This is a genomic window from Lysinibacillus sp. OF-1, assembly GCF_028356935.1.
Taxonomy (GTDB): Bacteria; Bacillota; Bacilli; order Bacillales_A; family Planococcaceae; genus Lysinibacillus; species Lysinibacillus fusiformis_D.
On record NZ_CP102798.1, the window covers coordinates 2,585,347 to 2,609,860 of the forward strand.

18 protein-coding genes are annotated in these 24,514 nt (G+C 36.3%); 5 read left to right on the plus strand and 13 right to left on the minus strand.

Annotated elements, in window-relative coordinates; genetic code table 11:
* Positions 1-2 precede the first annotated feature (2 nt).
* The 3 genes from lepB to NV349_RS12655 form a co-directional block, all read right to left on the minus strand.
* Positions 3-563, minus strand: coding sequence for a signal peptidase I (gene lepB / locus NV349_RS12645; RefSeq protein WP_036129105.1), 561 nt, complete (start codon positions 561-563; stop codon positions 3-5).
* 233 nt (positions 564-796) lie between these two features.
* Positions 797-907, minus strand: a complete 111-nt coding sequence (locus tag NV349_RS12650) for a hypothetical protein (RefSeq protein ID WP_036129103.1) — start codon at positions 905-907, stop codon at positions 797-799.
* A gap of 323 nt (positions 908-1,230) precedes the next feature.
* The gene (locus NV349_RS12655; RefSeq protein WP_271910110.1) at positions 1,231-2,172 is read right to left on the minus strand and encodes an LCP family glycopolymer transferase; all 942 of its coding nucleotides are present in this window, start codon (positions 2,170-2,172) and stop codon (positions 1,231-1,233) included.
* 296 nt (positions 2,173-2,468) lie between these two features.
* Between NV349_RS12655 and NV349_RS12660 the strand changes: the two genes are divergently transcribed.
* Complete coding sequence (locus NV349_RS12660) at positions 2,469-3,557, plus strand: M24 family metallopeptidase (protein ID WP_271910111.1); 1,089 nt, start codon at positions 2,469-2,471, stop codon at positions 3,555-3,557.
* Between the two features lie 14 nt (positions 3,558-3,571).
* The gene (locus tag NV349_RS12665) at positions 3,572-4,774 is read left to right on the plus strand and encodes an aminotransferase class V-fold PLP-dependent enzyme (protein WP_271910112.1); all 1,203 of its coding nucleotides are present in this window, start codon (positions 3,572-3,574) and stop codon (positions 4,772-4,774) included.
* A gap of 23 nt (positions 4,775-4,797) precedes the next feature.
* Here NV349_RS12665 and NV349_RS12670 read toward each other — a convergent pair whose 3' ends face one another.
* The 5 genes from NV349_RS12670 to NV349_RS12690 all read right to left on the minus strand — a co-directional run bounded on the left by NV349_RS12670 (position 4,798) and on the right by NV349_RS12690 (position 11,380).
* Positions 4,798-5,571, minus strand: coding sequence for an IclR family transcriptional regulator (locus NV349_RS12670; protein WP_271910113.1), 774 nt, complete (start codon positions 5,569-5,571; stop codon positions 4,798-4,800).
* Between the two features lie 747 nt (positions 5,572-6,318).
* Positions 6,319-6,753: a MarR family winged helix-turn-helix transcriptional regulator gene (locus NV349_RS12675; protein WP_036120548.1), complete on the minus strand. Its 435-nt coding sequence runs from the start codon at positions 6,751-6,753 to the stop codon at positions 6,319-6,321.
* 25 nt (positions 6,754-6,778) lie between these two features.
* Positions 6,779-7,534: an SDR family NAD(P)-dependent oxidoreductase gene (locus tag NV349_RS12680; RefSeq protein ID WP_036120550.1), complete on the minus strand. Its 756-nt coding sequence runs from the start codon at positions 7,532-7,534 to the stop codon at positions 6,779-6,781.
* 373 nt (positions 7,535-7,907) lie between these two features.
* The gene (locus tag NV349_RS12685; RefSeq protein WP_271910116.1) at positions 7,908-9,641 is read right to left on the minus strand and encodes an ABC transporter ATP-binding protein; all 1,734 of its coding nucleotides are present in this window, start codon (positions 9,639-9,641) and stop codon (positions 7,908-7,910) included.
* Positions 9,638-11,380: an ABC transporter ATP-binding protein gene (locus tag NV349_RS12690; RefSeq protein WP_036120555.1), complete on the minus strand. Its 1,743-nt coding sequence runs from the start codon at positions 11,378-11,380 to the stop codon at positions 9,638-9,640. The genes NV349_RS12685 and NV349_RS12690 overlap by 4 nt, the downstream gene beginning before the upstream one ends.
* A gap of 719 nt (positions 11,381-12,099) precedes the next feature.
* On the opposite strand from NV349_RS12690, the gene crcB (NV349_RS12695) reads away from it, so the two are divergent.
* Genes crcB (NV349_RS12695) through NV349_RS12705 form a run of 3 tightly spaced genes read left to right on the plus strand, consistent with a single transcriptional unit; the run spans position 12,100 to position 13,150 of the window.
* Complete coding sequence (gene crcB, locus NV349_RS12695; RefSeq protein WP_271910117.1) at positions 12,100-12,462, plus strand: fluoride efflux transporter CrcB; 363 nt, start codon at positions 12,100-12,102, stop codon at positions 12,460-12,462.
* Positions 12,459-12,788, plus strand: coding sequence for a fluoride efflux transporter CrcB (gene crcB / locus NV349_RS12700; protein WP_036120561.1), 330 nt, complete (start codon positions 12,459-12,461; stop codon positions 12,786-12,788). Before crcB (NV349_RS12695) ends, crcB (NV349_RS12700) begins: the two co-directional genes overlap by 4 nt.
* Before the next feature lie 14 nt (positions 12,789-12,802).
* Positions 12,803-13,150, plus strand: a complete 348-nt coding sequence (locus NV349_RS12705; protein WP_036120563.1) for a hypothetical protein — start codon at positions 12,803-12,805, stop codon at positions 13,148-13,150.
* 327 nt (positions 13,151-13,477) lie between these two features.
* Here NV349_RS12705 and NV349_RS12710 read toward each other — a convergent pair whose 3' ends face one another.
* Genes NV349_RS12710 through NV349_RS12730 form a run of 5 tightly spaced genes read right to left on the minus strand, consistent with a single transcriptional unit; the run spans position 13,478 to position 24,493 of the window.
* A complete protein-coding gene (locus NV349_RS12710) occupies positions 13,478-14,233 on the minus strand; it encodes a class I SAM-dependent methyltransferase (RefSeq protein WP_036120565.1) in 756 nt (251 codons plus the stop codon).
* Between the two features lie 14 nt (positions 14,234-14,247).
* Positions 14,248-15,636: a lysine 2,3-aminomutase gene (gene ablA / locus NV349_RS12715; protein ID WP_036120568.1), complete on the minus strand. Its 1,389-nt coding sequence runs from the start codon at positions 15,634-15,636 to the stop codon at positions 14,248-14,250.
* Positions 15,626-16,414: a thioesterase II family protein gene (locus NV349_RS12720; RefSeq protein ID WP_058844597.1), complete on the minus strand. Its 789-nt coding sequence runs from the start codon at positions 16,412-16,414 to the stop codon at positions 15,626-15,628. The genes ablA and NV349_RS12720 overlap by 11 nt, the downstream gene beginning before the upstream one ends.
* A 2-nt stretch (positions 16,415-16,416) precedes the next feature.
* Positions 16,417-19,614, minus strand: coding sequence for a condensation domain-containing protein (locus tag NV349_RS12725; protein ID WP_271910119.1), 3,198 nt, complete (start codon positions 19,612-19,614; stop codon positions 16,417-16,419).
* Positions 19,615-19,636: 22 nt separating this feature from the next.
* Positions 19,637-24,493 (minus strand): non-ribosomal peptide synthetase, encoded by a 4,857-nt coding sequence (locus NV349_RS12730; protein ID WP_249645919.1) that lies wholly within the window; start codon positions 24,491-24,493, stop codon positions 19,637-19,639.
* Between the last annotated feature and the right edge of the window lie 21 nt (positions 24,494-24,514).

The following is a 24,514-nucleotide window of genomic DNA, read 5'->3' on the forward strand; positions in this document are numbered from 1 at the left end:
CATCATTTTGAACCAATATGAAAATGGCTAAATGGATATAGTATTAATTTTGATTCACCGTAAACTGCATCCTCGGAAATTAAACCATAATGGCGACTATCACTACTTTTTAGGCGATTGTCACCAAGCACAAAAAACATTCCCTTTGGCACTTCTTGTTCATTCACTAATTGTTCCAACGTAAAGTTTTCCGTAATGCGTAATTGATTAGGATCCTCTGTTTGGCGATTGACATAATCTTCTTTGTACGCTTTGCCATTGACATACAATACATCATCTTTCATTTCGACTTTATCTCCTGGAAGACCAATTACACGTTTAATATATAACTCATCCTCTACAGGTGATTGGAAAACAATTTGATCGAAACGTTCGATTTTACTTGTTTTACTTACAATAATAATATCCTTATCATGATACGTCGGATACATCGATGCTCCCTGCACTTTGATCGGCGCAAATAAAAATTGCTTACAGCCAAAAACGACAACTGCTGTAATGACAATAATTTTAATGTAGGATAGTATTTCTTTTTTAAAATTAGATGTTTTTTCCTCTTGCATGCTCATTCCCCGATACTGTTTTTTTATATAGTATAACATTTTCTCTATACTATTGACGAATGAATCACATAAATAGTTTCCAATTTATCGACTAAGCTTTCGTATAATTGCGTCCAGATTTTTTCATGCTGACGAGTAAAAATGAACCTGTGATACCTGCTGAAATAACATAAAAAATAGACAAGGCTACAAGGTAGCATTGTCTAAAAATGAACGTTTTAGTTGTTTGGTCATTATGAATGGTTAGATAGTGTAGTAGAGTGACGCTGCTCGTTTAATAAATCTGCTGCTAATACGATACCCACTGGTAATGCAAATGCTAATAAAATTGTGCCTATAATCATCACAATCACTCCTTTAACCATTTCTAATGTCAGTATACACTTAATTTTCTGATATTTCAAGAAATATTGGAAAATGATTGATGAAGCCATAAAAAAATCATTCAACTAGGCATGCGCCCTACCTGAATGATTTTTTATCTCTTACATAAACAATTTTAAACACAATACTTGTAGGCCTCTTATCGCTGATTGGACTGGATTTTTTCGCACTTTACGTTTAGGTACATAGCTTTGCATGCAATGATTCAGTGCTGTATACCTAAGCACCTGGGTCCTCCCATTCATTCATCTCCCTCCCTTCATGGCCCAAAGTTGTAGCTAACTTACTTACTTTTTTGTAAATGATTTTTTAAATCCGTTTGTATTTCTTCAAGCTCTGTCTCATTCGGAATGTAGTACCAAATATGGTTAATCCTTTGACCATCCCCCTCGTCAAATGACAACTGTTCAATATCTGCATCCATCTTTTTATAAAGACCTTGCAGCTGAATAAGATCCTTGACAGAAAAGTTCATACGCACATTATCACCTAGAACATTCAGCATATCTGTTGCTTTTAATAACGTAGATGGTGTAGAAGCTTTTTTCATTACAGCTTCAATAATTTGGCGCTGACGAATTTGGCGACCAAAATCACCGCGCGGATCTTCGTAACGAATACGTGAAAAAATCAGTGCCTCATTACCGTCTAACGTAATTTCTCCCTCTGGGAAATGATATTCATCAAAAGTTAAATCCATATCATTATTGATGGTTACGCCCCCAAGCGTGTCAATAATTTGTAGAAAACCCTCCATATTAATAAACACATAATAATCAATAGGTATATTTAGAAAATTTTCCACTGTATCTACAGCCATCGGAACGCCACCAAAGGCATAGGCATGATTAATTTTATCAATGGTATCATGACCAATAATTTCTGTACGTGTATCACGGGGAATACTAAGCATTTTCATTGTCTGTTTTTCAGGATTCACAGTAATCACAATCATAGTATCGGAACGGCCGCTATCATCTTTTCGTTCATCGACCCCAAGCATGAGAACCGAGAATGGTTCTTTTTTGATCACTGTTTTTTCTTCGAGTTGTGCAGCATCCGTTGTTTGAATAAGTGGTGTATTTATTTTATTCATAGTTTTTTGGATGGTAAAGTAAGCAGCACCTATAAAAATTAAAAATATTGCTAGTAGGCTACCGACTATCCACAGCCATAATTTTTTCTTGCTCTTTTTCTCTTTTGAGCGTTTCATATTTTTTTCCATACATTAGTCCTTTCTTGCTTAACAATTTTGCCCCTCTTTTTGACGTATTAAGTTGGAAAAAAGTTTATCTAGTCTACTTATATGCATAATGGACGAAAAAAAGACGTACACTAGTATTTACTAAATTAACAGCATACTATTCCCTCATTTGTAAATTCCCTTCCTATTAGAGCCACCTATTAGGCTGACATTCACTTTATTTATTGAAAATTCATTATTATTAATATATAATTTTAAGATACACTGTATCTATAATAGAAACAATTAATATAACTTATTTTAGGAGGAATGACCCTATGTTTCAAAATAGAAGAGAGAAACTAGTTTCCTATATGCAGCAACAGCAAATTGATGTGGCGATCCTTGTACCTGGGTCGAATATGTCTTATTTTACAGGTCTCCAGTTAAAGCAAAGTGAACGCTTAACGTTAGTGGCTATCACGGCTAACAATCAATTATATTTTCTAGTACCACAAGTAGAACTAACAAAAGTTGATACGGAGTGTGCGAATGCTATCGTATCTTATTCAGATGAAGAGGGACCGACACAGGCCATCTGGCAATTAAAAAAAGAGCTGGGAGCGTCGCAAACACTTGGTGTGGAATTTGACACGATGCACGTAAAGGAACAAAAAGCAATCGAACACCTTACATATAACAATTTATGTGACATCGGTGAATCCATTCGTGAACTCCGTATGAAAAAAGAGCATCATGAAATAGCCTTGATGCGACAGGCTGTACAAATTGCAGAAGAAAGTCTTGAAGCAACATTGCCAACGATACGAGCTGGTGTTTCAGAAATGGAAGTCGCTGCACAATTAGAATATGAAATGAGACGACGTGGTTCAGAGGGAACACCTTTTGGAACCATTGTGGCATCAGGTTACCGAGGAGCGCTTCCCCACGGCAGAGCAAGCATGAAAAAAATAGAGACAGGCGAATTGATCGTCATCGACTTTGGGGCCATTTATAAGGGCTATGTGGCAGATATGACTAGAACGGTAGCTTTAGGGGAGATTTCTCCAACTTTAAAAACGATTTACAGCATTGTTAAACAAGCCAATGAAACGGCAATAGAAGCGATCAAACCAGGCATGACAGCACATGACATCGATGCTATAGCAAGAGGCATTATTCACGCCGCAGGCTATGGTGACAATTTCACACACCGACTTGGCCATGGTATTGGTTTAAGTGCACATGAGGAACCTTATATCATGCAGCATAATCAGCTAGTATTAAAACCTGGTATGGCATTTACAGTGGAGCCAGGTATCTACGTTCAGGATGTCGGCGGTGTTCGTATCGAGGATAATTTAATTGTTACAGAAAATGGTTATAAGAATTTAATGACCTATTCGAAAGAATTAATCATTTTATAAGGCTGGTGCGCACAATGTTAAATATGATGAAAATACAAAAAGATATGCCGCTACTAGAGCACTATATTTATTTAAACACGGCTGCTGCTTCTGCCATGCCCCAGCCAGTAGTGGATGTAATGACTAGCTATCTTCAAAAACAAGCGAGTATTGGTCCCTACTTACCCTCTTTTCGTCAAGAAATATATGCACAGGTAGAGCGTATACGAGAGAAAAGCGCATTATTTATCGGCGCCAAAAAAGAAGAAATTGCCTTTGTGCCAAACGGTTCAATGGCTATTAATTATATAGCAGGGGGCTTGCAATGGGAACAAGGTGATGAGGTCATTGTGCTCGATACAGAAATGTTAAGTAACTATGTGCCTTGGCTTGCCCTTCAGCAACAAGGTGTTCAGTTAAAAGTTTTGAAAACTAATGCGGAGTATCTAGTAGATTTACAAGAGCTGGAGCAACTCATCACGCCACACACAAGATTGATTGCCTTTGCCCATATGTCCAATGCTGCTGGTGCACTCCAGCCCGCCAAGGAAATTTGTCAGCTGGCACAGCAACACCATGTATTAACATTGATTAATGCCAATCAAACTGTTGGTTTAACACCGATACATGTTGCAGAGCTTGGCTGTGACTTTTTAGTTGCCTGTGGCCGAAAATGGTTGCGCGGCCCTGAGGGTTCAGGTATTTTATATGTGCGCCAAGCGCTTATCCCAGCACTCACACCTATTATGATTGGCTGGGGTAGTACCCAGTGGGATTATCAAAACGATGAGTATTCTTTTTTAGAAACAGCGAAACGTTTTGAGCCAGGCTGTCCAATCATCCCAAGTATTTTGGGATTGGGAGCAGCGATTGACTATGCCAACGCTATTGGTATTCACTCTATTTATGAAAGAGTACAACAATTAACAAACTATTTAGTAGAACAGCTCTCAACCATCCCAGGTATTGTGTTATATGGTCCACAAAATAGTGCACATCGATTATCCATTACGCCGTTTAATATAGAAGGGATTTCTCCAGATGAGCTAACGAATGAATTAGCAGAACGTGGGGTCATTATTGAGGCTGGCACATTTATGGCCAATACCATTATGGAACGTAATCAGATTAGTCAAATGGCTCGTTTTTCCCCACATTATTTTAATACGTTTGAAGAAATAGACACGGCTGTATCGTTCATGAAGGAAATCAGAGCAAAGGCCCAAGATAGATATTAACTATCTTGAGCCTTGTTTCAAGCTTATTCATGATACAGCTTAAAGCTATACTGATCGAAATAACGTTGAATATTCATCGCTCCATATTGAAGAACATTCACCATTTCAGGTAACTTTTCCTCTGTTGGTTTACGATAAATAGGTCCTGCAATCGTTAAAGAAGCAATTACTTCTTTTTTGCTGTTAAAAAGAGGTACACCAAGCCCAAAAACAGAATGAGCATATTCCCCCGTCGAGAAGCACCAGCCTTGTTGTTGAATTTTTTCTAAATCGGCTATCATTTCTTCGGGGTCAGTAATCGTTTCTGGGGTTAATCTTTTCATACCATGCTCCATAATCTCCTTCTTCCGATCCTCAGGTAGATAGGCCATGATGACTTTACAAGAAGCCCCAATATGTAGTGGTGTTCGTGTGCCCATTGATACCGAAAACTTAATTGTTTGAGAGCCTTCAGCTATTTCCACGGTGACGCCATCTTTGCCATCTAGCCAAGTTAGAAATACCGACTCTTTAATGGTTTCTGCAAGATTTTTCATAATTGGCAAAACAAAATCAGAAAGATTTAATTTATCTTTCACCATCTGACCATACTCTAAAAAACGAAGCCCTAATTCATATTTTTTTGTCTCAGGATTTTGAATCAGAAATCCATGACTCTCGAATGTAACTAAAATTCGATAAATAATAGAATGACTAATATTCATCTCCTTTGCTAATTCACGCACACCCCATGTAGGATTTTCTTTATTAAAATATTTTAAAACCTCTAATGAGTTATCCAATGTTTTTAATGTCATTTCACACCTCGATTGTCTCTATAATAGAACCGTATCTTGATTATAAAATGAAGCTGGACAATTTTCAATAAATTCAACTATTTTACAATTAGATTTTAAACAAAATATTGAGTTCGGGGGCCCTATCTGTTTAGAGTGATTCTATTCGGGTAAAAGGTGCGCTCTATCCACTAGTTTTCCTGTTCTATCCTTCACATATTGAGTTCTATCCTTCACTTTGAGTATTCTATCCGTTCAAAGCCATTCTATCGGGCAAAAGGTGCGCTCTATCCACTAGTTTTCCTGTTCTATCCTTCACATATTGAGTTCTATCCTTCACTTTGAGTATCCTATCCGTTCAAAGCCATTCTATCGGGCAAAAGGTGCGCTCTATCCACTAGTTTTCCCGTTTTATCCTTCACATATTGAATTCTATCCTTCGGTTTGGATATCCTATCCGTTCAAAGCCATTCTATCAGGCAAAAGGTGCGCTCTATCCACTAGTTTTCCTGTTCTATCCTTCACATATTGAGTTCTATCCTTCACTTTGAGTAATTCTATCCGTTCAAAGCCATTCTATCGGGCAAAAGGTGCGCTCTATCCACTAGTTTTCCCGTTTTATCCTTCACATATTGAGTTCTATCCTTCAGTTTGAGTATCCTATCCGTTCAAAGCCATAGACTTCCACCACCTATGACATTAATATAAATATCCAGCAAAAAATCAACTCACCTCTATAAAATTTCTTAGAGGCGAGTTGATAATTAGCTAGTCATTTTTCTGTTGAATTCCCTGTACTAATTTCTCTTGAATCAGCAAATATTGGGCAATTTCCTTGTCATCTAATACTTCAAAAAGCTGTACAAAGACCTCTTTCCCGATGGATTGAGCCTTCGCCAAAGCTACTTTCCCCTCTTCCGTAATTTGCAAGCGAATGGTGCGACGGTCAGATGGATCATAAAGTCTTTCCGCTAATCCAAGCTTAACCAATTTTTCTGCAATGCTTGTCATAGCACCTTTCGTATAGCCAATGGTTTCAGCTAATTCTGCTTGTTTTTGAGGGCCTTTAACATGTAGCTCGTTTAACACTAAAATCGGTGAAATTCCTAAAGGATATGGAAACGCTTTTGTAAAGCGTATAATATTGGCATTATTCACCTGTTCAATCATATGAATGAGTTTAAAAATATTTGTCTGTTTCAAAAAAATCCTCCTCGAACGCCGAGAACTAATGAAGCATTAGTGAACCTCCATCCACCATAATCGTTTGACCCGTGATGTATTGGGAATCGTCAGAAGCTAAGAAAACAGCTACTCGACCGATATCTTGCTCAATATCACCAAAACGACCAAGTGGAATTTTACTTCTAACCGCTTCATAATATTCTGGTTGTGCTTTTGCCCATGCCTGTACACCTGGTGAATCCGCAAGTGGACTAATGATATTGACATTGATACCAAAACGTCCCCATTCATTTGCGGCAACACGAGAAATACCGCGGATTGCTTCCTTAGCTGCGGCATAAGCTGCCTGTGTCTCATGGCCTTGAATACCTGCCCCAGATGCAAAGTTAATAATATTGCCCTTCGTTTCTTTTAAATGTGGGAGTGCTGCTTGCATTAAATAGAAGGTTGGATAAAAACCTGTCCCAAACGATAAATCAAGATCTGCTTGTGTTGTTTCTTCTATTGTAACTTGTTTCGCAGCATGAGCGTTATTAACTAGCACATCTAGTTTACCGTATTTTTCTACGACTGTATCAATAATTTTTGGTAATTGATCGCGTTCCATTAAATTTGCCTGCAAAAACATAGATTTTGGTGAGATTTCTTGCAATTCTTTTGCCATTACCTCACCCGCCTCTGCATTTAAATCAACAATTGTAACGACAGCCCCTTCCTTTGCCATTGCTTTTGCCATCCCACTACCGATACCGCCTGCTCCCCCAGTAATGATAACCACTTTGTCTTGTAGTTTACCCATCGCTAACACATCTCCTTTTCTTTCATTCCCAAATAGTTTAACATTAAACTATTTAATTTTAAACTAAATTGTTTTACCTTTATTAATCCGTCACTACTATCGCTTAATAATCATTCAACTAGCTATTATTTTTTGTTAAACGCATAAAAAGAAAAGCCTATTTTGGAGAAAGGTTAATCCAAAATAGGCTTTTCAAAATTCAATTAACCCTGTCTGCATTCAACGCCGACTATCCAATAAAATTTTTATTGTAAAACCATTTAAATGCTTTTTAAGTTATCTATTTTCAATCAGATATTACGACACTTTTAATGTATGTATATCCTTGTAATGACAAAGCCCCACTTTTATGAAGTGGGGCTTTCCATAGGTTTTATTGTAAGGAATTCGCTTGCATTTGATACATTTTGTTATAAATACCGCCAAGTGCTAGCAGTTCATCATGCGTGCCATTCTCTATAATTTGTCCTCGATCAAGTACAAGGATACGATCGGCATTTTTAATCGTAGACAGTCGATGGGCAATAATAAATGTTGTTCGTCCTTTTTTCAGGACATCCATTGCATGCTGAATAATTTCTTCCGTTTCCGTATCAATATTCGATGTCGCTTCATCTAAAATTAAAATCGCTGGATCGAAGGCAAGTGCCCGCGCAAACGAAATCAGCTGACGTTGCCCTGAGGATAACGTACTACCCTTCTCAATCACTGGCTCATCATAACCATTAGGTAAGTTCGATAAAACCCGTTCGCCTCCTACAGCATTTAAAGAAGCTTCTATTTTTTCGGATGATATATTAGGGTTGTTTAAGCCGACATTTGAAGCAATCGTACCTGTAAATAAGTAAGGATCCTGTAGCACTATTCCCATATGTTCACGCATCGTTTGACGAGGAACAGAGGTGATATCAATGCCATCAATGGTAATTTTGCCTTTTGATGGGTCATAGAAGCGGAATAACAAGTTCATAATGGAACTTTTTCCAGAGCCCGTATGACCAACTAAGGCAATCGTTTCACCTTGATGTGCCTCAAATGATAGGTTTTTCAGCACGTATTCATTGTCTTTATAAGCAAAGGAAACATCCTCGAAAACGACATTGCCTTTATATCGTGGGAGGCTTTTTTCAGAGACAGGCTCACCGTCTGTATCTAGCACCTCGAAAACACGTTTCCCAGCAATTAGAGAACGCTCAAGCTGAGAAAATTGGTTCACGATATTCGTAATTGGATTAAATAGCTTTGTTAAATAATCGACAAACGCATACAAAGTACCCGCTGAAACCACTTGGGTTGCTGTAAATGATTGCGTACCAAAATAGAAAATAAAGACCGTAAACATAATTAGTCTTAACGTATTCACAAGGTTAAAGGATGTGGCTGAATCGAGCACTAATAGCTTACGTTCGTATGCATAATGCTCATTATTCATGTCATCAAATTCCTTCGTCATTTGCTGCTCACGACGGAATGCCTGAATAATGGTCATGCCTTGAATGGATTCATTAATCATGGCATTAATGTCAGCGATTTTTGTACGAATGACATCATTATACTTTGAGGCAAATTTTCGATACAAAATCATCCATACGTAAACAATAGGAATCATCGTTAAAGCTAGCATTGCCATTTTCCAATTTAAAATAAAGAGTGCGATATATACACCAATGATGGAAATAAAGCTCGTAACAAAATTGGATAGCACCTGTACATATAAATTACGCACCGCTTCTGTATCATTTGTTACACGCGCAACAATTTTACCTGCTGGTAAATTATCGAAATACTGAATTGGTAAAGTTTGAATATGCTCAAAAACATCCTTACGTAATTTTTGAATGACGCGGTTTGCACCAATTTGTAAATAGATATACATAAAATAGCGTAATATAGCCGTTGCAATGGCTAACAGTAAATAAACGAGTAGTAGCCATGTAATCGGTTTGATTTCAATATGACCAATTGTCATGTAATTATCAATAATATGCTTGGCAATAAATGGCCCAACAAGCTCCGTAAATACGGCGATTGTAAGGAAGAATAAGCCTAGTAATATCGGCTTTTTAAAATGCATCGCATAGCGTGTTAAACGTTGACTCGTACTCATGAGGCACCCCCTTCTAGCTGCTGACGGTCAAATTGCTCTTTATACCATCCTTGTTGCGAAAGAAGTTCCTCATGTGTTCCCTGCTCTACGATTTGTCCATCATCCAACACGATGATAACATCCGCATGCTGAATACCAGATAGGCGATGCGTAGTAATAATCGTCGTTTTCCCATGACGTTCACGCTGAATATTTTCAATAATTCTTGCCTCTGTCTTGGCATCGACAGCCGAAAGCGAATCATCAAGCATTAAAATTTCAGGATCTTTAATCAGTGCACGAGCAATAGATACACGTTGTTTTTGACCGCCTGAAAGAGATACACCTTTTTCCCCAACAAGTGTTTCAAGGCCCATTGGTAAATTTTCTAAATCTTTTTCAAAATATGCGGCACGAATCGCCTGCTGTAATTCAGCTTGTGTCGCATCTTCTTTCCCAAATAATATATTTTCACGAATAGTACGTGAGAATAGCACATGATCTTGCGGCACATAGCCTATCCAATCAAGAATCTGCTCCTTGGTTTGAGAGGTGATGTCGATACCGTCAATGGAAAGCTGCCCCTGTCCGATTGGATACTCTCGCAATAATTGGCGAAGGAAGGTTGTTTTTCCCGCACCCGTCTTGCCGACAATGCCCAGCGTTTGACCTTTTTTCAGGGCAAGTGAAATTTGCTGTAAGTTTTTCACCTGACTCATTGGATATTGGAATGTTAAAGCATCAAAACCAATTGCATTAGGTGTCGCAATCATTTGTGGATTCGGAATATTTTGAACATCCGCATCATAGTTCAATGTTTCCTGCACACGATCCAGTGAGGCATTCCCTTGCTGCATAACATTGATGAGCTCTCCAATCGCAAAGATTGGCCAAACCGCTAATCCTAAATACACATTAAATGTGACCAGTTGCCCAACCGTCATTGCCTCTATCGCCACTAAATGAGCCCCGTAACCGAGTGCTACAACATAGCTAATACCTGTTCCGACTTTCGTAATCGGGCCGAATAATGCATTAATTTTAGCTGTATGAATATTTTTGGCATACACAATCTCACTCATATCCGCAAAATTAGCCTCATCCTTTTTTTCCTGCACATAGGCGCGCACCACTCGAACTCCAGCAACAGATTCCAGTACACTATCGTTCAGCTCACCAAAAGCGTCTTGAGCCTTCATATAGCGTTCATGAACAATTTTACCTAAATATTGTATGAGGATGGCCATAATAGGAACTGGTAACATCGCAAAAAATGTGAGCTTCCATGAAATCATATAGCCCATCGCAAAAATGATAAAGCCCATATAAATCGTTGAATCAATCAACGTCATAATGCCAAAACCAGCTGTCATGGATACGGCATTTAAGTCATTTGTTGCTCGTGCCATTAAATCCCCTGTACGGTTTTTCTCATAAAACGTTGGGGTCATGCGTAAAAAATGCTGCATTAAATTTCGACGTAATATTTTCTCAAGGTTTATAGCTCCTTCAAATAGTCGGAATTGCCACACAAAATTTAATAGATAGCCCCCAATAATAATCCCAATAAAAATGAATACATATTTTGTTAAAATAGCTGGTGTCATTTCTCCTGCAGTCAATAAATCGATAATGGAGCCTAATAAATATGGAGGAATGACCTCTAATCCACTGGCAATCATGAGTACCACAATGGCAACCGTATATTGCTTCCAGTATTTTTTAAAGAACCAGCCTAATTTACTTAACACATCAAACATACATTATAACCTTCTTTCTTCCGTGCTGTTGTGGATGACTACCCACTTTCTAGAAATTCCTTTTTGAAAATCATTCGTTGTACTGTGTTTCTCATATACATACACTCCCTTTTAGTATTCACTACAACCTTTTTGGCACGAAAAAAGACACATACCCTAAAAAGAGCATGTGTCTCTTATAAAAGGCAGGATTGAACCCATACCTTTTTATGCAATCTTAAATAAGCGTTAGGCATGGACAATGTATGTAACTGTAATTGAATTTGATACTGATAAAATTAACATTGCCATGCCCTCCCTTGGTTTATTTGTTATAGTGTTCTTGAAGATTATCACACTATAGAAATATTTGTCAACTATCACCCTGTTATTTTTTTATCATTTTCAGGAAATAGTTAGTGCTTTAAAGCGTTGAATTATTGAAAAGAACCAAAAGGAAAGCATAGGCATAAGTGGTTGATTGACTTTAACATTACAGTAAATGTTAAGTCGCTTATATTGACCAAAAGGATGAAATGAACAAAAAGGGTAAAGAGAAAGAAAGCTCCTTCACAAGATTCAAGCACTCAAGGCTCGTTTCTTTAACAAAGCTATTGATCATAACAAAATGATTATTACACAAAATCATTTTATAGGAAGGCTAACAGAAGAAATATTTCTAAAATTTTCATCTCATGATACACTTTCAATATAGTCATTTTTAGTAAGGGGTCTTTACGTTGAAGACATTTTTAGTAGTTGGGATCGGCGGATTTTTTGGCGCAATCAGTCGATATGGTCTTAATCTGATTTGGCCAAGCACGAACGGTTTCCCTTATACAACACTTTGTATAAATATAGTTGGATGCTTTTGCTTAGCATGGCTTTTCACCACTTTTATAAAACGCACACCGATTGTAGTAGGACTTGGGACTGGCTTTTGTGGTGCTTTTACTACTTTTTCGACATTTTCCTTAGAGACACTGCTACTCCTTGAAAATAATGAGTGGCTACAGGCTGTACTTTATGTTGTCGTAAGTGTTTTAGGAGGACTAGCAGGTGCATGGCTGGGGATACGACTTGCAAGGGGGCGCATGGTATGATTTTGGTCGGGATTGGGGGAATTTTTGGCGCTTTGTCAAGATTCTATTTAGGAAAATTACTTGTACATCCATATCCATGGGCAACTTTTATCATTAATTGTACAGGCTCCTTTGCACTTGGTTTTTTATTCGCCCTGCATGTCGGTGACTGGTTGTGGCAATTGATAGGCATAGGCTTTTTAGGAGCCTACACGACATTCTCTACGTTTGGGTTTGAAACACTACAGCTTATAGAGCAACAAAAATGGAGACAAGCCATTAGCTATATTGCCAGTACCTTGCTAGTTGGAATTCTATTTGCTGCTATCGGTTATCTTGTTGTGTAAAGAGGTGATATGTATTGACACAACCATCAAATGAGCAACTCCAAGAACTTGAAGCTGAAATAGAACAAACACTCTATTCACTTATTGAGCTAGAATTAGAAGAAAATTATGCCGCAATGAATACACAATTTGCCTATTTACTAGCAAAGATTCAGGCAGCACGGCTAATTGATTACAAGCTGGATGTTCTCGTAGAACCTCAAGCTTATACAACGGAAACTTGTATTCTGCTACAAAGCTTAATTGAGGCCAAGACGAGGACAAATAAAAGGCATAGATTATTAACACACCGTATGATTTTAAAAATATGGTTACGTAAAAATCAACGATTCATGAGGGAATTTTTACCTCAAATGTTTTAGGCGCCTTCTAGTTTTATAAGGGCGCCTCTTTTAAATGTATACGTTCTTTTCCAAATAAAGTTGTCTGTTGTAAAATATCTAAATTAATATAGATGTTTTTCCTTCTATCATCATGGGCAGTTTTGGTTGACGGGATATACCTCAAGGCTCGCCCCATCGCATGCTGTTGCCCTTAACCTACTGAAAATAGGAAGTCCCTACTACTTTCAGCAGAAAAGGAAAAAGTTCGATTTGGAAAACGAATCGTTCTCCAATCGAACTTTTAAGGGCTTTAAGAACAACCTTTTTTTATGTTGAGGTTCTATAATTTAAAGTCGTTATTAACTGCTATTTTTTTATAGCTTCATACGTAAATACCTCTGAACCATTTGTTGGATATTTATTATACTCATAATCCGCAGAAATCGTAACATCTTTAAATCCAATATCTTGTAAAATTGCTCGAAACTCTTCTACTCCATACCACTTTAATGGGAAAACTTCTAACTCAGTGTCAATTAGTTTCGTATTTTGCCATTTCTGATATTTATTGTGAGTAATAGTAAATTGATTAATGTAGTCCACATCTACCAATACTTCTTCCAACGTTATAGAGTCACCGTCTTGATTTTTTAATATTCTAGTTGAAACATAACCCTTCTCAAACGACTCAGGAAGAAAAGTATCTACTATTAAGCGGCCTCCATCCTCTAGGTGATCATAAAAACACTTTAAGGCTTTTAAAGAATCTTCTCTTTGATGCAATAATAGGAACGAGCCAGTCGGAATAATAATCGCCTCATATTTTTGTTCCAAAGAAAAATTGCACATATTTAATGAATATAGATTTGGTGAAAGCTCTCTTTCTGCACAATTTTTTTTGCATAATCGTAACATGTCATCAGAAAGGTCAAAACCTTCAATATTTAGCCCTTTATGCAATAGAGGTATTAAGATACGTCCATTACCAACGGCAGGCTCTAATATCTTTCCCTTAACGCCTTCTAACCTTTCTGAATAATACTCTACATCGCCAAATGTTTTACCAATATATTTATCTATATCATATAATTCTGTAGATAAACTACCATAAAAACTTACCATCTCTAGTCTCCTATCTAGCATTTATTTATTTTCTGTGCTTGTACTATTTTCTTTTGTTTTAAAAGATCTCTATTTTCTCTTTTATCCTTTAATGTCTCCGCCCCCTCTTCTTTATATCTTTCTCTTAATTTATATCGCGGAAGATTTGTAGGTACTAAGCTTTTCGAAGGTTCAGCCTCTAAAAGCTTTGAAACGCCTGTTGATTCGTATGATTTTAAATCATACACTTCAGAGAAATAACTATCGGCTGTACCTGACTCATAGTGCTTTATCTCTGGATAAGAAGAAATAACGCCTTCATAATTTCTTAAAACGACTTTCTCAGGACTGTGAGAAAGTATATAATTTGGCTGTAAAGCTATCTTCCCACCTCCGTTTGGTGCGTCTACTACGAATGTTGGTACAGCATAACCAGAAGTATGTCCTCTTAAAGATTCAATTATTTCCAATCCTTTAGAAATAGGCGCTCTAAAATGGCTAATCCCTTCAGACAGATCACACTGATAAATATAGTATGGTCTAACCCGGATTTTAACTAAATCATGTACTAATTTTTTCATTATTGGCACGCTATCATTTATGCCTGTCAGAATAACAGATTGATTCCCAACTGGAACCCCCGCATTGACCAATTTCTCACAGGCTTCTTTCGCTTCATCGGTTAATTCTATCGATGTATTGAAGTGTGTATTTAGCCATACAGGATGATATTTCTTTAAAATCGTACACAAATCATCCGTTATTCTTTGAGGAAATACTACTGGTGCTCTAGTACCAATTCGAATGATTTCAACATGCGGTATGTCTCTTAAACTGCTTAAAATATATTCGAGAATTTTGTCATTAATTAATAAGGCATCTCCGCCCGATAATAAAACATCTCTGACTTCTTTATTATTCCTAATATAATCAATAGCTCTATCAAGCTGCTTTTTAGGTACTGCCATCCCCACCTGTCCAGAAAACCTTCTTCTTGTACAATATCTACAATACATGGAGCATTGATTGGTTACCAAGAACAATACTCTATCAGGATACCTATGAGTTATACCTGGTACAGGAGAATCTTCATCTTCATCCAACGGATCTTCTAGATCATAGTGACTCTTCATAATTTCAGCAGATAATGGAACAGATTGCATGCGTATTGGACATCGTACATCATCTGGATTCATTAAAGATGCATAATAAGGAGTTATATTCAAAGGTATTGTTTGTAGAGAAATTTTCACTCCTTCTTCTTCTTCAGCAGTTAAGTTTACAACTTTCTTTAAATCATCTAACGTTTTAATAGTGTTCGTTAATTGCCAATGCCAGTCATCCCATTGCTCTTGGGTAATATCTTTCCAAAGTTCAATTTCCCTATAATGTCTTCTTTCACCTGGTTTAAGTTTAGTCTGCATGAATCACCTCTCCTTTGATGTTGGTATAAATAGTCATGAGTTCCTTTGTCAATTCTTTCGCAGGCTCCTCATTCTCACTTAAGTAAAAATGACCACCATTAAAATACTTACACTTATAGTCATTGAGCGTCATTTTCTCCCATAGCTTCACTTCCTCATCAGGAACTGCTGAATCTTGTGCACCTAGCCAAAGTTCCATTGGATAGTTGATAAATGCTTTGTCATCGAATTTAAATGTATCAAGTAAATGAAAATCTCTGCCTGTAACATCAACGATTGAATTAAACAGCTTCGAGTCAGACTCAAGCTCATTTGGCACTCCACCTAGCCTTCTAATATCTGCTATGACACTTTCCCTCGTTCGCCTCGTAAACGGAGCTTCAGGATGCGTCGCATTATTAGATACAGTTATAGGGGACCTAGCAGCTGAAATGATTAATTTTTGAATATATTGACTTTTATCATCCAGTAAACTTGATAAAGCATAGACAAATAGTCCACCTAAACTATGACCAAATAAAACGGCTGGGCGATCAATATAATGAAATACTGTTTTAAAAAGATATTCTTTTGCCTCACAAAATGTTGATAGAAACGGTAAATCATTAGTCATTCCTCTACCAGGTAATTCGAACAAACATACTTCTATATCTTCAGATAAATCTCTCACTAAAGGAACCATCGAAAGTGCCGAACCTCCAGCATGATGAAAACATAGCAATTTTAATTTTGCATGTGGATTTGGGTTATATACTAGATATCCTTTTTCTTGTTTCATCTTCACAATCTATGACCACCTATTATTTTCATAGCTTCCTCCACTGAAAGCTCGCCTTGTTTCACTTTTTCAAGTACTTCAATTTTGCTGTAAGATGGAACAGTACTTTCTTGGATAGGCACAGCTTCTTTTCTAGCCGTAATTTCTTCTACAAACCGATTAATCGTTGGATATCTGAAAAGATCACCAACTACAAACTCATACGAAGGCAACACTTTTCTAAGTAAGTTATATAATTTCAGTACAATTAAAGAATGGCCACCTTGATCGAATAGGCTACGATTCAACTGTACCTTTTTTCCTAAAACTACTTCCCATGTCTCTCTTACAATATCAACCATATCTCCTGACATTGAGATAGTCGATGTATCGGTTAACTGATTAAGTAATTCTTCAGCTTGTTTCCTTAGCAAAACTCTATCAATCTTGCCATTCGTATTGCGGGGTAGCCTTTCTAAAGGAACAATAATATTCGGAATAGCGAAATCCGGAAGTATCTTAGAGATACTACTATTAATGGTCTCAATACTTTGGTCTGTTCCACTTATAAAGGCAATTAAAGTATTTTCACCGTTATTACTTGGAAGACAGATAACAAAACATTCCATACCTGGTTGAAGGGATAATAACGCGTTCTCTACTTCTCCTAATTCTAATCGATAGCCTCGAATTTTTACTTGCTGATCACTGCGCCCATAAAATTCAATCACTCCATTAGCGTTCAACCTAACTAAATCACCAGTCCGGAAGTAGTTAACATCATTCAGAGTATAACTATTTGAGGTAACTAAACCCTCCTCGGTTACATAGCCTTTTGTTACTTGTTTCCCTCCAATGTGTAGTTCACCTATCATGCCAGGGGCTACCGAATTACCTGATTTATCAACAATTCTCACCATTGTTCCTGGTAATGGTTTACCTATTGGACAAAGTCCGGATTTAGAACTGTCATGATTGTTATTACACGTATAAACTAGAGACTCAATTGTACATTCACTTAGACCATAACCATTGTAAAAATTGACGCCGTCCCAAAGCATGTCACATATTTCATTCTTTTCTTCAAGTCTGAACGTATCAGCACCTACCACTATCGTTTTTAAATCTTTTAAGATAATATTTACCTCATTTAAATAGTGAATAAATTCCCTTACTAAAACAGGTGTTGACTCCAAAAACGAAATTTTATATTTAGCTGCCATTTCTGCTAAATATGCCATATCAATTTTTTTATCTTCCTCGCAAACGAACAAGCAGCCATTCGTTGACCATGCCTTCAGCAAATCACCTAAAAAAACATCGGATGTCCAACTCCCTAGTTGAAGAACATGTTGTTCACTAGAAAGGTCATAAAATTGTTTCCAGCTTTGGATTAGTTGTGACAACCCTTCTGTTTTTAATGAAACGATTTTAGGTTCCCCTGTACTACCAGAAGTAGAAATATAATATGCCACATCTTCCGATTTAAATCTGTAAGCCTCGCTTATCATTTCTTTTTCATCCATACTACGTTCAATAATGGTTGGAATGTTATCTAGGAATAATGATGTTTTTGGCTGCAATATGTCTAATGTACGTTTAGTTCTTGCTTCAGGTATACTCGTATCAATAGCACACCATGCCGCACCTATTGTCCAAGCAGCAAAAATACCGATTGCTGTTTCAATACTTTTCTTTCCTACCAGTGCAACTGTATCCCCGCTCTGTACTCCTTCTTCGAGCAGTTGATTTGCCACAATATTGCTATATCTTTTCACATCACGATAACTTAAATTTCTTTGACCATCTGAAATGGCTAAGGAATCATCCCTATGGTCTCCTAAAATGGATTGAATTGAAAAATTTTCAGACGTAGTAGAAAATTCTGTCGTCAAAACATTTTTTAAATATAGCTCTTCGCCTTGTGTTAAGTTAATATTTTGGACCAACATATTATTATAGTTATCTATATTTTCAAATATATACTCAAGTGAATCTAGAAGTCTTAGAAGCTCCGTTTTCTCATAACGTTGTTGATCCCAACCTAATCGTAAGCATATGGAGTCTTGCGTAATATCAAATGTTACCGATAATGGATCAGAGCTTGTTCCATATTGGTGAACCAAATCACCATTCTTTTTATTATTTAAAGTTCCCTTGAAATTTTGGAAAATAACAGAGGTTTTAAAGATTTCTGTATCTCCAGACACCCCACCAAACTGTAATAATTTAGAATACGGAACTCCGCTGTTTTCAGAAACATCTTGCAGATGATCCATTGTCTGTAGACATACTTCTTTTAATGTTAGTTCATCTTCTATATCTATTTTGACGGGTAATGTGTTTATAAGCATTCCATTCATATCACTCGACTCTATTAATTGATATGGTCTTAATGCAAAAGTCGATCCTACGTATAGCTTATTCGTATGTTGATATCGATTGATTAACACGCCCCATATTGTTAAAGCAATACTTGAAGTTGTAACTCTATTCTTTATGCTATAGGCATGAAGATTTTCTGCCGCTCTCTTGCTTAACTCTTTATCGATATACATGAATAATGGCTTTTGAGTAATATGTTGTGACTTTTCTATAGCTAATGTTTCGGCTTCAGCTAAATCACTTAATACATTTCCCCAATATTTTTCCAGTCCTTTTTGATACATTGGATCACTAATATAATGTAAATAAGGTTCTATATCTGGACGAATGGCTAATGAAGTGACATCCTTATTTAACAGCTTAAAGAAATCTTCAAGTGTTTGAGCAATTGACCAACCATCCATAATGATATGATGATGCACCCATACTAATAAGTTTTTAGATGGTTTCCAATTTTGAATAAGATAAAATTGTTGCGTCTTATTCAGCATCGTTTGCTGTAGCCTACCAATCTCACTTTTAAACCAATTCTCTATATTCATAAATTCATCTTGAATCCTTAAATAATTAACCTCGACTACATTGATGTCTTCTACATTGTTTTGAATAATTTGGATTGGTTCTATCTCTTGCTGCCACTCAAATTTTGTTCTTAATGCTGGGTTGGCTTTGGCAGTATTTAACCAAGCATCTTGAATCTCTTCGAATGTAAATGAATTAGGAATTTCATAAGATAAAATTTGCCAATATGCATCTGATGTTGGGTCCTTTAACGTTTCCATTAACATAACTAGCTGCAATGGTGTTAACGCGAGTTTCTTATCATTTTGTAGCATTCTATACTAACCTCCTTCCATATTATTTAAGTATGAGAGACATTTCTGATACCGTCGGGTGCTTCAAAAAGTCTTTCGGAGTAATGTCAATACCATTGGTACGCAATTTAGATACTATTTGAAGAGATTTAATGGAATCTCCACCGATTTCAAAAAAGTTATCATCAATACCTATTTCATTAACCTTTAGTACTTCAGCCCATATTTCTACAATTGATTTTTCCAGTTCAGTTGTTGGCTCCCTGAAATTATTTTGAGCACCATCGGAAAGGTATTGTGAAGCTTCTAAGCTAAGTAGTTTTCTGTCTCTTTTTCCGCTAGATGTTAATGGTAATCTATCTAACTCAACGAACATTGATGGGATATACGTTGCCGGTAAATCTTTAGAGACAGCTTTTTTCAAGTCATTTCTACTTAGACTATCTTTTAAATTTAAAGTGTAGAAGCAAACTAAACATGGTTTGTTATTTTGATCATTCCCTAATACTACCGCTGCATCATTAACTTGTGGTTGCTGTATTACACATGCTTCAATTTCTTCTATCTCAATCCTTACACCGTTTACCTTAACTTGTGAATCCTTTCTTCCTAGAAAATCTAAACTGCCATTCGCTGAAATTTTTACCAAATCACCAGATTTGTAAAAGGTTTTACCATTTCGCTCTACAAAAGCTTTGCTCGTTTCTATTTCATCCTTGAAATAACCTTTTGCTAAAGAAGGCCCTCCAATCATTAATTCACCTGGAAAACCTTTTGGAACTGGTAGCCCAGCTTCATCGACAACTTCTATTTCTACATAAGGTAATGGAAAACCAATATTATAGTGATCTTTTGTTACCTGTTGAACAGTAACTTCAATCCCTGCCTCAGTTGGACCATATAAATTGAATGCTTCGACTTGTGGTAACAACTCATTTATTTTTTTAGCTAATGGAGCTGGCAGAGCTTCCCCACTTAAATGAAGATATTTTAATGGTAAATTGTAATCTTTTTGAGAGTCCATTTCATTGAGCATTAATTGCAACACAGAAGGGACAAAATGACACAAGTCAATTGACTTATCACTAATAAAATTCAATAAACCTAAAGGATCCCGATGCAAGTCTTTAGGAGCAACAACTAACGTAGCACCTGTACAAAGGGTATAAAATATTTCCCAAACAGATACATCAAATGTATATGGCGTTTTAAACAATGTTTTATTACCAGGTTTAATCTTATTTTGGTTTTTTTGCCATTCAATGCGTAAAGAAGCCCCTAAATGTGGACATACTACACCTTTCGGCTCACCCGTCGATCCAGAAGTAAACATAAGATATGCTGGATCATGGACAGAGACACTCCTCATTGCTTTTACATTATTTTTAAAGCTATTTTTTTCTAAAGTATTTACAATTTCCCATTCTCCATAGGGTATTTCATCTATTGTATTTACCATTAAAACTTTTGGATTTAATCTCGCTAATAATTTCTGTGTTCTTGCTATAGGATGCTCCGTATCTAAAGGAACGTATACTGCGCCTGCCTTCAGAACACCTAGTATTACCGCGATGACATCAATTCCCCTGTCCATATAAATAGGCACATAATCGCCTTTTGCAATACCCATTGATAGCAGTAATGAAGCATATTTTTCTGCTTCTTCATTGAGTTGTTCATATGTTAAAGCTCTATCCAGCTCTTGAATGGCAATATAATCCTTATATTTTCTCGCTGCCTCTTCAAATTGACAGTGTAGTGGCTTAGCCTTTTGTATTAGTCCTCCATTATCGTTAGCGGATATAATGGAACCTTTTGTAAATGCAGAACTCCACAAATTATCTGGTTCATTAATTAATGAAGCAAGTAATCTAAAATAATTCTTCACCAACAATTGAATCTCTACTTCTGTGAAATGAGCAAATGAATATTCTATATGTCCTTTTACTTCTCCGTTCTCCACATTGAAGAAACAACTTAAAGGAAATCTTGATCCACCAGTATCTTGCTCGATAAAACTTGTGTTGATATTCTTTAAATCCATTTCAAGATTCACTTTAAGACTGAATGTATTATTTACTACATCAAAATACTCTCTTTTATCAATGTTAGCCGCAATATCAACAATAGAGAAATCTCCATGAGCAATATTTTCATGTACAGTGTTACTGATTTCATGCAGAAGCTCTTTAAAGGAGGCATTTTTATTTAATGAAAGCGTTAAAGGAACTAAATTAACAAACATGCCAACATCATTTAAATTTTCATTTGTCCTACCATGATAAGGAACTCCTATCGTTATTGTGTCCTGCATACAATATTTTGCTAAATTTAGTGCCCAAGCAGTTAGTAATATTGTAAACTGACTCAATTTCATCTCCTGCGAAAATTGATCAATTTTTTTACCTAGCTCTCTAGTGCTTTCAATCTCAAAAATCTTTCCAATTCTTATATATTCTTCGGATTTCTCTCGAATAGGCAGTTGAGCGAGTTTAAATGTCTTAGATTGCTCAACCCAAAAATCCTTTAAATTTTGATCCTTTGATTTATTAACCAATTTATTTATATTATTATATAAATTTTCAGAACTACTTGATTTGATGTCATCTCTAGTAATTTCCTCATTATAAACTTTAGCTATATTTTGAAGTATATTTTTTAAAGATAAGCCATCACATACAATATGATGAGAGACAAGTACAAAAACGGCTCCAGCATTCTCTGTATGAATGACTGCCCCTCTAAACAATACATCGCTCTCTAACTGGAAAGGTTGATTATAAATTGTCTTTGCAAGTGAGCGTGCCTCCTCCATATTTTTCACCTGTAAGATTTGAATGTGATAATCCACGTGCTCTGCTATATCATCTATATTTCTAATTTTTTGTTCAATTCCATAGGAGGCATTTTCTCTAAAATTCACAAAAAAGGCAGCATTTTTCTTAATGTTTTGCACAAAGGCACTATAAAACTTACGTTCATCGAAAAGTCCGTTAATATGAAAAGTAGCACCTACATTATAAAACGGATTTCCTTCATTTGTTTTCCATAAATACCAAAGCCCTTTCTGCATACTCGTTGCAGGGAACCACTCGTTTTTATTATATACAGTAGGTTCATTGTTTGTTGATAGGGCTGGTAAAGTAGAAAGAATATCCAATAAATTACATGGTTTTCTCTGTTGCTGTACTTGCCATGGTAAACAATCAACATGAAACGCTTTTGACACTTTCACAGCAATTTCTGCCGCATCTAAGGAATTTCCTCCAACTTCAAACAAATCTGTTTGTGATGAGCATTTTAAGTCTAAGGTAGAAGAAAAAATATCAATAATCTTCTGCAAAGACTCACTTATATTCGTTGAGGATTCACTTAATTGTTTTCTGTTGAAATAGTCAATATGCTGTTTGTTCAACAATTCTCGATCTATTTTCCCGTTTCTAGTCAACGGTAAATGTTTATGAAAAATAAGTTGAACTGGTATCATATTGTTAGGCAGCTTGTCTTTTAAATAGCTAAATAATTCAAGTTCTGAAATAGAGGATTCCTCTTCTAATACAATGGATGCTGTCAATAGCGTATTTGAAGCTATATGTATTGGTAATGCTATAGCTTGACTTACTCTATTATGTTTTTGAAGAGTACTCTCTATATCCCCTAATTCAATTCTCACTCCATTAATGCTTAATTGGAAATCTTCCCTACCATGGAAATGGAACTTCCCTTGAAGATCTCTGCTGACGACATCCCCAGTGTTGTAGGCTCTTACATTTTCACCGTCAATGTCTAACTGTTTAAATTTTTCATTTGTCTCATGCGGCAAATTAATATATTCTCTTGCTAATCCCTCACCAGATATCCATAATGTTCCTTTTCTATCAACTTCATGAATGATTTGTAAATTTCGATCTAAAATAAAACACTTTACATAAGGTAAAGCAGAGCCTATATGAGGTAGCTTTTTCGCCTTACCATCCGCTCTCTCCACAATTCCAGAAGTACTTACAACAGTCCCTTCACTTGGTCCATAATTGTTTACTACATGAAAAGGTAAATCTTTTGAAGGGTACTTTGTTAGTTTATCTCCCCCTACCAAAAGATATTTTAAAGCTACATGACTATGATCCCAGTCGAGTTCCATTAGTCGCTCTGCAATTGGCGTAGATACAAATGAATGCGTTACTTGATGCTTTATCCAAGTATTTTTTAATAGCTCTGGGTTCAGTCTTTCATCTTTTGTCGTCATATAAATAGATGCTCTTGAAGCTATTGCCCCCCAAATCTCCCATATGGAAGCGTCGAATCCAGGTGAAGAGGTTAAAGATACTATTGAATCTTTTGTCACATCAAACGTTTTTGTATGCCAATCGATTAATCGATTTAAAGATTGCCACTCAACGACTACACCCTTCGGTTTGCCTGTAGTACCTGATGTAAAGATAATATAAGCAGCTGATTTTACAGAAAAATGAATATTTATGTTAATTTCCTTATGATCCAAGTTAAAATGTTGAAGAGCATCATCAAGCTTAAAAGTGATCTGATCTTGAAAAGCATTTGCCTTATAAATATCCTGATGCGTAATTATTATGCTAGGTTTGATATCGTCAATGATGTTGTCGATTCTGTCCTTTGGTGTCTCTGGATCGATACAAACAATAACTCCACCAGCAATAAATGTGGATAAATGTGCAACAAGAAGAGCTGGTGACCTTCTAAGAACAATCAAAACATTTTGTTCAGCACCCGGTTTAATCCCCTTCTCTTGCATTGCGGTTGCTAATTTAAACGCTTTATTAGCCAGTTGTTTTAAACTGTATTTATTTTGATTGAACCATAAGCTTTGTTCGTCATAGTAATTGATTTCTTCACTAAAAAAACTTTCATAGAAATTTGACATTCTATTACCCCAATCTAACAA

What these genes read in the sequence shown, in the direction of transcription:
- lepB (WP_036129105.1), bottom strand. Translation starts at nt 563, where the DNA reads ATGCAAGAGGAAAAAACATCTAATTTTAAAAAAGAAATACTATCCTAC.
- NV349_RS12650 (WP_036129103.1), bottom strand. Translation starts at nt 907, where the DNA reads ATGATTATAGGCACAATTTTATTAGCATTTGCATTACCAGTGGGTATC.
- NV349_RS12655 (WP_271910110.1), bottom strand. Translation starts at nt 2,172, where the DNA reads ATGGAAAAAAATATGAAACGCTCAAAAGAGAAAAAGAGCAAGAAAAAA.
- NV349_RS12660 (WP_271910111.1), top strand. Translation starts at nt 2,469, where the DNA reads ATGTTTCAAAATAGAAGAGAGAAACTAGTTTCCTATATGCAGCAACAG.
- NV349_RS12665 (WP_271910112.1), top strand. Translation starts at nt 3,572, where the DNA reads ATGTTAAATATGATGAAAATACAAAAAGATATGCCGCTACTAGAGCAC.
- NV349_RS12670 (WP_271910113.1), bottom strand. Translation starts at nt 5,571, where the DNA reads ATGACATTAAAAACATTGGATAACTCATTAGAGGTTTTAAAATATTTT.
- NV349_RS12680 (WP_036120550.1), bottom strand. Translation starts at nt 7,534, where the DNA reads ATGGGTAAACTACAAGACAAAGTGGTTATCATTACTGGGGGAGCAGGC.
- NV349_RS12685 (WP_271910116.1), bottom strand. Translation starts at nt 9,641, where the DNA reads ATGAGTACGAGTCAACGTTTAACACGCTATGCGATGCATTTTAAAAAG.
- NV349_RS12690 (WP_036120555.1), bottom strand. Translation starts at nt 11,380, where the DNA reads ATGTTTGATGTGTTAAGTAAATTAGGCTGGTTCTTTAAAAAATACTGG.
- crcB (WP_036120561.1), top strand. Translation starts at nt 12,459, where the DNA reads ATGATTTTGGTCGGGATTGGGGGAATTTTTGGCGCTTTGTCAAGATTC.
- NV349_RS12710 (WP_036120565.1), bottom strand. Translation starts at nt 14,233, where the DNA reads ATGGTAAGTTTTTATGGTAGTTTATCTACAGAATTATATGATATAGAT.
- ablA (WP_036120568.1), bottom strand. Translation starts at nt 15,636, where the DNA reads ATGCAGACTAAACTTAAACCAGGTGAAAGAAGACATTATAGGGAAATT.
- NV349_RS12720 (WP_058844597.1), bottom strand. Translation starts at nt 16,414, where the DNA reads ATGAAACAAGAAAAAGGATATCTAGTATATAACCCAAATCCACATGCA.
- NV349_RS12725 (WP_271910119.1), bottom strand. Translation starts at nt 19,614, where the DNA reads ATGCTACAAAATGATAAGAAACTCGCGTTAACACCATTGCAGCTAGTT.
- NV349_RS12730 (WP_249645919.1), bottom strand. Translation starts at nt 24,493, where the DNA reads ATGTCAAATTTCTATGAAAGTTTTTTTAGTGAAGAAATCAATTACTAT.